At 70.0% G+C, this 7557-nt stretch carries 9 protein-coding genes and 2 tRNA genes (1 of these 11 only partly in view); 8 read left to right on the forward strand and 3 right to left on the reverse strand.

Annotation, left to right across the window (positions count from 1 at the left end):
* The first annotated feature begins 51 nt into the window (after positions 1 to 51).
* The 5 genes from AC07NG_RS24875 (at position 52) to AC07NG_RS24895 (ending at position 4403) form a co-directional block, all read left to right on the forward strand.
* Complete coding sequence (locus AC07NG_RS24875) at positions 52 to 990, forward strand: septal ring lytic transglycosylase RlpA family protein (protein ID WP_494597022.1); 939 nt, start codon at positions 52 to 54, stop codon at positions 988 to 990.
* 183 nt (positions 991 to 1173) lie between these two features.
* Positions 1174 to 1803 (forward strand): dTMP kinase, encoded by a 630-nt coding sequence (gene tmk, locus AC07NG_RS24880; protein WP_494597023.1) that lies wholly within the window; start codon positions 1174 to 1176, stop codon positions 1801 to 1803.
* The gene (locus AC07NG_RS24885) at positions 1800 to 2807 is read left to right on the forward strand and encodes a DNA polymerase III subunit delta' (RefSeq protein ID WP_494597025.1); all 1008 of its coding nucleotides are present in this window, start codon (positions 1800 to 1802) and stop codon (positions 2805 to 2807) included. The genes tmk and AC07NG_RS24885 overlap by 4 nt, the downstream gene beginning before the upstream one ends.
* A 4-nt stretch (positions 2808 to 2811) precedes the next feature.
* Positions 2812 to 3591, forward strand: coding sequence for a TatD family hydrolase (locus tag AC07NG_RS24890; RefSeq protein ID WP_494597026.1), 780 nt, complete (start codon positions 2812 to 2814; stop codon positions 3589 to 3591).
* The gene (locus AC07NG_RS24895) at positions 3588 to 4403 is read left to right on the forward strand and encodes an MBL fold metallo-hydrolase (RefSeq protein ID WP_494597028.1); all 816 of its coding nucleotides are present in this window, start codon (positions 3588 to 3590) and stop codon (positions 4401 to 4403) included. The genes AC07NG_RS24890 and AC07NG_RS24895 overlap by 4 nt, the downstream gene beginning before the upstream one ends.
* Here AC07NG_RS24895 and AC07NG_RS24900 read toward each other — a convergent pair.
* The gene (locus tag AC07NG_RS24900; RefSeq protein WP_492855471.1) at positions 4400 to 4978 is read right to left on the reverse strand and encodes an NUDIX domain-containing protein; all 579 of its coding nucleotides are present in this window, start codon (positions 4976 to 4978) and stop codon (positions 4400 to 4402) included. The two genes, AC07NG_RS24895 and AC07NG_RS24900, sit on opposite strands and share 4 nt — an antisense overlap.
* A 55-nt stretch (positions 4979 to 5033) precedes the next feature.
* Positions 5034 to 5519, reverse strand: coding sequence for a hypothetical protein (locus AC07NG_RS24905; protein ID WP_492855470.1), 486 nt, complete (start codon positions 5517 to 5519; stop codon positions 5034 to 5036).
* A gap of 250 nt (positions 5520 to 5769) precedes the next feature.
* Between AC07NG_RS24905 and AC07NG_RS24910 the strand changes: the two genes are divergently transcribed.
* Positions 5770 to 6573 carry a hypothetical protein gene (locus AC07NG_RS24910; protein ID WP_494597030.1) on the forward strand — a complete coding sequence of 268 codons (804 nt, stop codon included), beginning with the start codon at positions 5770 to 5772 and terminating at the stop codon, positions 6571 to 6573.
* Here AC07NG_RS24910 and AC07NG_RS24915 read toward each other — a convergent pair.
* Entirely contained in the window at positions 6570 to 6980 is a 411-nt protein-coding gene (locus AC07NG_RS24915; protein WP_487288665.1) for a hypothetical protein, read from the reverse strand. The two genes, AC07NG_RS24910 and AC07NG_RS24915, sit on opposite strands and share 4 nt — an antisense overlap.
* 336 nt (positions 6981 to 7316) lie before the next feature.
* Between AC07NG_RS24915 and AC07NG_RS24920 the strand changes: the two genes are divergently transcribed.
* Positions 7317 to 7391 (forward strand) — tRNA-Asn (locus AC07NG_RS24920).
* 144 nt (positions 7392 to 7535) lie between these two features.
* Positions 7536 to 7557 (forward strand) — tRNA-Asn (locus AC07NG_RS24925); it runs 153 nt beyond the window's last position.

The raw sequence follows: 7557 nt of genomic DNA on the forward strand, positions 1-7557 counted from the left end.
AACGAAGCTGAAACCACGATGGGGGACGACCATCCGGAGTTTTGGCGACGCATGCGGCGCACCTACAGTTCTGAAATCCGCGCGCTGAAGGTCCTCGGGCTGACGGCGCTGGGCGCCGCGGGCCTGGCCGCCTGCGCGACGCCGTCGCCGCGCCTGCCGATCAACAAGCCGGTCGCCAGCAGCTCGCCCGACCGCGAATATCACGGTCCGCCGCCGCCCGGTTACGGCCAGGGCCTGCGCGGCACCGAGAAGCCCTATCAGATCAAGGGCATCTGGTACTATCCGAAGGCGGACCCTGACTACGACGTGGTCGGAACCGGCTCGTGGTACGGCGAGCAGTTCCACAATCGCCGCACCGCCAACGGCGAGCTGTTCGACATGGACCTGCCGTCGGCGGCCCACAAGACGCTGCCCCTGCCGTCGATCGTGGAGGTGACCAACCTCGACAACGGCAAGAAGATGCGCGTGCGGGTCAACGATCGCGGACCGTTCGTCGGCGATCGCCTGATCGACCTCTCCAAGGCCGCGGCCGACGAACTGGGCTACAAGGGCAGGGGTCTGGCCCGTGTGCGGGTGCGCTATATCGGCCCGGCGCCCAAGAGCGCCGTCGACCAGCCCCGCCGCTTCGCCGCCATTCCGGCCACCCCGCCGCCGCCCCAGCCGGCCTATCGGGAAATCCCGCGCGAGACGGCCGCGAATCTCTATGACCCGCCGGCCGAGGCCCCGTCGTCGCGCGTCACCAAGGTCGATGCACCGTCCAGCGGCGCCTATCGTGTCCAGGCCGGCAGCTTCGCCAACCGCGAAAACGCCCAGCGCGCCGCCGATCGCCTGGCCTCGGCCGGCCGCGTCACCGTCGAGCCGATGGATCGCGGCGGCGGCACGCTCTACCGCGTCGTCGTCAACTGCGGCGCCGACGAGGGCGAAGCCTGGGGCATCCGCGACCGCGTCGCCTCGCTTGGCTTCGGCGACGCCACGGTGCTGCGGCCCTAGCTCGCCTAACCTTCTCTTCCGTAAAATCCCCGCGAAAGCGGGGACCCAGGCGTTCTATCGTCGAGCGCCCCGCGTTTCAGAAAAAAGCCTAGCCCCCCCGCTTTCGCGGGGGTTTTACGGTTCGGTGTGGAGCCCACCCAACCAGGTCTGGACAAGCCTCGCGTTCCAGCCGATTTGAGGCCGGTGACCCGCGGAACTTTCATCAGCTTCGAAGGCGGCGAAGGCGCCGGCAAATCCACTCAGGTGCGCCTCTTGGCGCAGCGGCTGGAGGCGCTCGGCCACGAGGTCGTCGTCACCCGCGAGCCGGGCGGCAGTCCCGGCGGCGAGGCGATCCGCGAACTGCTGGTGCACGGCGCGGCCGACCGCTGGTCGCCGGTCACCGAAACCCTTCTGATGTACGCCGCCCGTCGCGACCACGTAGAGCGGGTGATCCGTCCCGCCCTGGATCGCGGCGCGGTGGTCGTCTGCGACCGCTTCGCCGATTCGACCCGCGCCTATCAGGGCGCCGGCGGCGATGCGCCGGCCTCGCTGATCGCCAGCCTGGAAGAGCATGTGCTGGGCGCCACGATCCCGACCCTGACCCTGGTCTTCGACCTGCCCGCGACCGTCGGCCTCGAACGCGCCTCCGCGCGGGGTGGGGCTGCGCGCTTCGAATCCAAGGGCCTGGATTTCCACGAGCGGCTGCGCGCCGGCTTCCTGGAGATCGCGCGCCGCGAACGGGATCGCTGCGCGGTGGTCGACGCCACCGCCACCATCGAAGAGGTCTCTCAGGCCGTATGGGAGGCCGTGTCCGAGCGGCTGGACCTGGCATGAGCGACGCGCCTCCGCATCCGCGCGACGTCTTCTCGCTCGACGGCCAGGACAAGGCCGAGGCCGCGTTCATCGACGCCCTGGGCCGTGGCCGGCTGCACCACGCCTGGCTGCTGACCGGTCCGGAGGGCGTCGGCAAGGCGACCCTGGCCTATCGCATGGCCCGCCGGCTGCTGGGCGCGCGGCCCGATCCGGCCTTCGGTCTGCTGGGCTCGGCGCCGTCGGACTTCATCAGCCGCCAGGTGGCGGCCCGCTCGCATCCCGACCTGATGGTGCTGGAGCGCGCCACCGACGACGGCAAGGCCCGCAAGTCGATTCCCGTCGACGAGGCCCGCCTGCTGCCGGGCTTCTTCGCCAATTCGCCGGCGTCCTCGCCTTACCGGGTGGCGATCATCGACGCCGCCGACGATCTCAACGTCAACGCCGCCAACGCCGTGCTGAAGACGCTGGAGGAGCCGCCGGCGCGCGGGATCATCCTGCTGATCAGCCATTCGCCGGGCAAGCTGTTGCCGACCATCCGCTCGCGCTGCCGCCGCCTGGCCGTGCCCGCGCCCGGCGTCGAGCGCGCCGCCGACATGGTCGAGCATCGCCTTGGCCTGGATCGACGCCAGGCCGAACGCCTGGGCCGCATGGCTCACGGCGCGCCGGGCAAGGCCCTGCAGCTGGCCGCCGCCAAGGCCCTGGAGGCCGACGACACCGCCGGCGAGATCCTGCGCAAGCTCCCGGAGATCGACGAGGCCGCGCTGCTGGCCCTGGCCGACACCTTCAAGGGCGCCGAAGGCCAGGCCCGCTTCGAGCTGTTGTTTGAGCGCCTGGCCGACCAGATCCACGCCATGGCCGTGGGCATGGCCGGCGATCGCACCCCGGCGGGCCTCGACCGCTGGGCCGGCGCCTGGGAGCGGCTGATCCGCTGGCCGATCGAGGCCGAGGCCGTGAACCTCGACCGCGCCGACGTGTTCTGGACGGCGATTGCGGACTTGCGCGCCGCCGCCAAGGCCGCCATCTGACCGCATGCTCATCGACAGCCACGTAAACCTGCACGCGCCCCAGTTCGCCGAGGACCGCGACGCCGTCATCTCCCGCGCCCGCGAGGCCGGCGTCGAGATGATGCTGACCATCTGCGACAAGATCCCCAACTTCCCGGCCGTCCACGCCATCGCCATGACCGAGGCCGACATCTGGTGCACGGTCGGCGCCCACCCGCACGAGGCCAAGGACCACGTCGACCTGACGACCGCCCACCTGGTCGAGCTGGCCGGCAAGCCCCGCGTCGTCGGCATCGGCGAGACGGGCCTGGACTTCCACTATGATCTGTCGCCCCGCGAGGTGCAGGCCGGCGTGTTCAGGGAACATGTCGCCGCCGCCCGCCAGACGGGCCTGCCGCTGGTGGTCCACACCCGCGAGGCCGACGACGTCATGGGCCAGATCCTGGAGGAGGAGCACGCCAAGGGCGCCTTCAAGATCCTGATGCACTGCTACACCAGCGGCGCGGACCTGGCCCGCCGGGCCGCCGCCCTGGGCGCCTGGTTCTCGGTCTCGGGCATCGCCACCTTCAAGCAGGCCGAGGACGTGCGTTCCGTGATCCGCGACATGCCGGCCGACCGCATCATCGTCGAGACCGACTGCCCTTACCTGGCGCCCGTGCCGATGCGCGGCCGCCGCTGCGAGCCGGCCCACCTGCCGCACATCGTCGACAAGCTGGCTGAGATCCGCGGCTGGACCCGTGCCGACGCCGAAAAGCGTTCGGAGGACGCCTTCTTCGCCCTGTTCGACGCGATTCCGCGCCCATGACCGGCGGCCGGCTCGAGTTCACCATCCTCGGCAGCGGCTCCTCGGGCGGAGTGCCACGCGCCGACGGCAATTGGGGCGACTGCGATCCGGCCGAGCCGAAGAATCACCGCTCGCGCTGCTCGATGCTGGTGCGACGGCTGTCGGGCGGCGATCCGCGCGGCGACACCACGGTGCTGGTCGACACCTCGCCGGACCTGCGCCTGCAGACCGCACGGGCGGGCGCCGGCCGTATCGACGCGGTGCTGTTCACCCACGATCACGCCGACCAGGCCCACGGCATCGATGACGTGCGGCCGTTCTATCAAAACCACCGCTTCCGCATTCCGACCTTCATGGACCCGGCCACCTATGACGGCCTGCTCCTCCGGTTCAAATACATCTTCGAGACCAAGGGCGGCTATCCGGCCATCTGCGAGGCGCGTCGTCTGCCGCCGCACGGCGAGGCTTGGAGTATCGATGGTCCCAGTGGCGCGATCCCGGTGGTCAATTTCGACGTCGACCACGGCGAAATCCGCGCCGCCGGTTTCCGCTTCCGCGACGTGGCCTACATTCCCGACGTTCTCGAGATCCCCGAGGCCAGCTGGCCGGCGGTGGAGAACCTCGACGTGCTGATCGTCGACGCCCTGCGCTGGACGCCGCATCCCACTCACGCCACCGTCGAGCGGGCGCTGAGCTGGATCGAGCGGGCCAAGCCGAAGCGGGCGATCCTGACCAACCTGCACATCGACCTCGACTACAACGCCCTGGCCGGCCAGCTGCCGCCGGGCGTCGAGCCGGCCTATGACGGCATGCGCTTCGAGGTCTCGCTCTAGAGCGGACCGTCGAAGAGGTCGGGACGCTTCAGTCGCAGGGCCTGCAACAGGATCCGGGTCTTGGCGTCTGCGGGCGCGGAACCATTGGTCTCGGCCCACAGCGCGTCGAGCGGGCGCTCGATCACCTCGATGTCCTCGTGCTCCTCGGCCAGGCCGCCGCCGACGTGGGTGCGGTCGGCCGCGCCGTATTCGGCCAGGAACAGCGTCATGTGCTCGCTGGACACGCCCGGCATGCTCCAGATCTCACCGGCCGGAATGATCTCGCGCAGGGTCAGGCCGGTCTCTTCCATCGCCTCGCGGCGGGCGGCGTCGGCCGGCGTCTCGCCGGCGTCGATCAGCCCGGCCGGCGCCTCGACGACGGGCTGGGCTTCCTTCATCAGCAGCGGCGCCCGGGTCAGGCGCACGACCACGGCGACCTTGCGTTCAGGATCGTAAGGCAGGACCGCGACGGCCGAGCCATGGTCCTCGACGACGCGCTTGAAGCGCTCGCCGCCCTCGGTCTCCAGGGTCAGCATATGCAGGCGCAGCCAGCCGGAATAGGCCAGGTCGCGGGCGACGATACGGGGAGCGGTCATGGTTTCTGGATAGGCGAGCTGCGCCGTTCCGCCAAGCCGTCTCCAGCGTGCGGGGTTAGTGCACCGTCGCCATGCGCAGGGGCGGGGCTTCTTCCACCGGTTCGCCCATCCGCACGGGCAGGGGGCAGCCGTCCAGGGCCAGGGCGTGATTGAGGGCGCGGGCGAACGTGCTGGCCACCTCGGGCCGCGTCACCAGCGGGGCCAGCAGCCTTGCGGCCAGGCCCGGCGCCGCTGCGGCGAGGCCGCAGGCGGTCACCAGCCGCTGCTCGTCCATGGCGTAGCCGGCGCAGTGCGGGCACTGGATCTGCAACGGCCGGACGAGATCGCTCTCGACCAGCAGCATGGTCTGCATGAACAGCGCCGCCGTGCGCGGCGAGGCGTTGCGGGCGAAGGTCGCGCGGATCGCGGCGTCGGCTGGTTGGCCTTGCAGGCGCAGCGCCGCCCAGGTGCGCACGCCCCACAGCAGCAGGCGCTCGCCCCGCGCCAGGCCCTCGGGGCCGGTGTCCTCGAAGTCCATCTCCAGTCCGCAGGCGCAGCTCATTGAGACCTCCAAGTCGGCGGGGAGTCGGCGGACGCAGTTCGGCGCAAAAGGCGTCCGGCGGAGGAGAGCCCCGCCGGACGCAGGCGATGTCATGGGTGAGGGGAGGGAAAACCCGACATCGATTTGCGATTGGTTCGCAACAAGATCTAGGACTCATGTTGTTGCGAGTCAATCGCATAAAATCATATGCAGCCTTAGCGATAGTTCGTGCTTCTATCATCGCTCACCGGTCGCGGAGGGGCGAGGCGGCATGGACTTCGATGTGAGGCGGCGCGGGGGCGTCGCTCTGCTGGCGGCTGTGGCGACGGTTGCGTCGTGGAGCCAGGCCAAGGCGGCGGCCTGGACCCAGCCCAAGGGCGGCAAGGAGGTGATCGTCAGCCTGCGCGCCCAGGACAGCACCTACGGCTTCGACGCCGGCGGCGGCGCGGTCGACATCGTCGACTACCGCAAGACCGAGCTGCAGGCCTTCGCCGAATACGGCCTGACCGACCGGCTGACCCTCGGCCTCCAGGGTTCGGTCCGCCGCCTGCGCACCGCCAACGGCCGCGCCGACGAGCCGGGGCATATCGAGGTCGGGGTCCGCTACCGCCTGCTGGCGCGCGACGGCTGGGTGATGTCGAACCAGACCTCGGTGCGCCTGCCGGGCGGCGACGCCGATCCGGGCGCGGCGCAGAAGGGCTCGCCCGACACCGAATATGACAGCCGCCTGCTGGTCGGTTGGAGCGGAACACTGGGCGGCCGCGAGGTCTTCGCCGATGTCCAGGGCGGGCTGCGCCGCCGCGACGGCGATCCGCCCGACGAGCGGCGCTTCGAGGCCACGCTCGGCGTGCGGCCGAAGAAGTCACTCATGCTGATGGGGCAGGCCTATGCGGTGTCGTCGCTCGGAGCGGGGCAGGGCGGCTATGATGCCTATCGCTACCTGAACCTGGAGCTTTCGGCGGTCTACGCCCTGCCGGCCGGCTGGTCGGCCCAGGCCGGGCTCACCGGCACGGCCTCCGGTCGCAACGCCCTGCGCGAGCGTGGGGCGGTCATCGCCCTCTGGCGACGTTTCTAGTTGGCCGGAACCCGGCGGGCCAGTTCCTCCAGCCGGCGGGCCGGGGCGTCGGAAATGGCGGCCCAAAGCAGGCGGGCCAGCTCCAGGCGATAGACGGCGGCGTAGCCGGCCGTGAACGGCGAGGTCGTGCTGCCGGGCGGTTCGGCGGCCTTGGCCTTGGCCAGGTCGCGGCGGGTCAGCACCAGGGCGCGCGGAATGGGAATGTCGCCCGACCCGGCGGCCACCCAGCGATCGGCCTCGGCGGCGGCCATGGCGGCGGCCTGGACCATCGCCCGCGCCCCGCGCAGGTCGCCCAGCAGGCCGGTCATGACGGGCGCGGCCACGGCGGGATCGCGCGCCACCTGGAAGTCGAGGCTGGCCACGCCGCGCTGGAGCGTGACCGACCACTGGTCGTCGGGTTCGTTCATGGTGAACGCTTTAGCCGCCGAGTCGGCCGGCGGGAAGATGCCGACGTATCGCTGTTACACATGGTCGCGAGACTGGGTGGCTCAAGGAGCAACGCGAAGGCGCCGCCGGGCAGGGCGCCCATGCTTCACCCCTGCGACCTTTTGGCGGGTCGGTGTGAAATTAAGATCTGGTTAACCATGATTGGCGAGGTTGTGAGCGTCTTCTTTTTGAAGGCGCCCCACCATCACTCAACTTTTCACAGCCCGGTTTTCGAACCGGGCTGTTTTTTATCTCGAAGGCGCTTGCGCCGAGTCACCGAGGCGGCTATCAACCGCCCTCTCTTGAGAGCGACCTGTTCCGCGGTAGCTCAGTGGTAGAGCAGCCGGCTGTTAACCGGCTGGTCGTAGGTTCGAATCCTACCCGCGGAGCCACTCTTCCTTCGATCATTCGAAGACCTCGTCGCCCAGGAAATTCCTCCACAAGCTTTACCGGCTCATCTCGCCGCAGCGTGATTGTGCGGCTTGCGCCGAGTCACCGAGGCGGCTATCAACCGCCCTCTCTTGAGAGCGACCTGTTCCGCGGTAGCTCAGTGGTAGA

The sequence above is a fragment of the Caulobacter sp. GW821-FHT10C03 genome (genome assembly GCF_059415485.1).

What these genes read in the sequence shown, in the direction of transcription:
- AC07NG_RS24875 (WP_494597022.1), top strand. Translation starts at nt 52, where the DNA reads ATGCGGCGCACCTACAGTTCTGAAATCCGCGCGCTGAAGGTCCTCGGG.
- AC07NG_RS24885 (WP_494597025.1), top strand. Translation starts at nt 1,800, where the DNA reads ATGAGCGACGCGCCTCCGCATCCGCGCGACGTCTTCTCGCTCGACGGC.
- AC07NG_RS24890 (WP_494597026.1), top strand. Translation starts at nt 2,812, where the DNA reads ATGCTCATCGACAGCCACGTAAACCTGCACGCGCCCCAGTTCGCCGAG.
- AC07NG_RS24895 (WP_494597028.1), top strand. Translation starts at nt 3,588, where the DNA reads ATGACCGGCGGCCGGCTCGAGTTCACCATCCTCGGCAGCGGCTCCTCG.
- AC07NG_RS24900 (WP_492855471.1), bottom strand. Translation starts at nt 4,978, where the DNA reads ATGACCGCTCCCCGTATCGTCGCCCGCGACCTGGCCTATTCCGGCTGG.
- AC07NG_RS24905 (WP_492855470.1), bottom strand. Translation starts at nt 5,519, where the DNA reads ATGAGCTGCGCCTGCGGACTGGAGATGGACTTCGAGGACACCGGCCCC.
- AC07NG_RS24910 (WP_494597030.1), top strand. Translation starts at nt 5,770, where the DNA reads ATGGACTTCGATGTGAGGCGGCGCGGGGGCGTCGCTCTGCTGGCGGCT.
- AC07NG_RS24915 (WP_487288665.1), bottom strand. Translation starts at nt 6,980, where the DNA reads ATGAACGAACCCGACGACCAGTGGTCGGTCACGCTCCAGCGCGGCGTG.